This window comes from Actinomadura kijaniata NBRC 14229 (assembly GCF_001552175.1).
GTDB lineage: Bacteria > Actinomycetota > Actinomycetes > Streptosporangiales > Streptosporangiaceae > Spirillospora > Spirillospora kijaniata.
In genome coordinates, this window is sequence record NZ_BCQR01000341.1 from 1 (window position 1) to 1,091 (window position 1,091).

1 protein-coding gene is annotated in these 1,091 nt (G+C 70.0%); it reads left to right on the forward strand.

The features are described 5' to 3' along the window. Positions 1-159 precede the first annotated feature (159 nt). Complete coding sequence (locus tag AKI01S_RS48615) at positions 160-1,089, forward strand: RNA polymerase sigma-70 factor (RefSeq protein WP_067833945.1); 930 nt, start codon at positions 160-162, stop codon at positions 1,087-1,089. Positions 1,090-1,091 lie beyond the last annotated feature (2 nt).

Sequence of the window (1,091 nt, forward strand, 5' to 3'; positions counted from 1 at the left end):
GTTGGCGCGGCGTCCTGACGAACACCAGACGTCGGCGTCCCGGCCCCCGTAACAGCGCGATCTTGTGACCTAGGCCACCGGTCGTGGGTGTTACAGGGCGGTGGGGGTCGGCGTCTTGTGCGTGTGGCAGGGCTGAGAGCGAGCAGGCGGGAGCCGGGCATGAGGGAGCACAGCGCACCGACCACCAACGAGAGCGAGCCGCTGGATCAGGTGGGTGTGGCCACCGAGGCGTTTGTGGCTCACCGCAATCTGCTGTTCACCGTGGCCTATGAGATGCTCGGCTCGGCCACCGATGCTGAGGATGTGCTGCAGGAGACCTGGCTGCGCTGGGTGAAGGTGGAGCCGGGCAGCGTGCGGGAGGTGCGCGCCTATCTGGTGCGGATCGTCACCCGCAAGGCGCTGGACCGGCTGCGTGTGCTGGGTCGGCGCAGGGAGTCCTATGTGGGGCCGTGGTTGCCCGAGCCGTTGCTGACCGCGCCGGATGTGGCCGAGGACATCGAGCTGGCCCAGAGCGTGTCGATGGCGATGCTGCTGGTGCTGGAGACCCTGGCGCCCATCGAGCGGGCGGTGTTTGTGCTGCGTGAGGTGTTCGGCCTGGAGTATGCCGAGATCGCCCAGGCGGTGGACAAGAGCCCGGCCGCGGTGCGCCAGACCGCCTACCGGGCTCGGGCGCATGTGGCGGCGCGCCGCCCCCGCGCCACCGTCTCCCCTACCGAGACCCGCGCGGTGCTGCAGGCGTTCCAGCGGGCGGTGCAGACCGGTGACCTGCAGGGCCTGTTGGACCTGCTGGCGCCTGATGTGGTGGCGCTCAGTGATGGCGGTGGGGTCACCCATGCCCTGCCGCGGCCGGTGGTGGGGGCCGGCAAGGTGGCGCGTTTGCTGGCTTCTGGCTGGTATGGCCGCCAGGTGGAACGGGTGGTCGAGCCGGTCCAGGTCAACGGCGGTCCGGGGCTGCTGGTGCGGGTCGATGGGCAGATCGACGGCGTGCTGGCGGTGCATGTGGACAACGGCCGCGTCGCCGGTCTGTATCACGTGCGCAACCCCGAGAAGCTGTCGCGTGTGGGCCAGGAGACCACCGTCAGCCGCTGAGA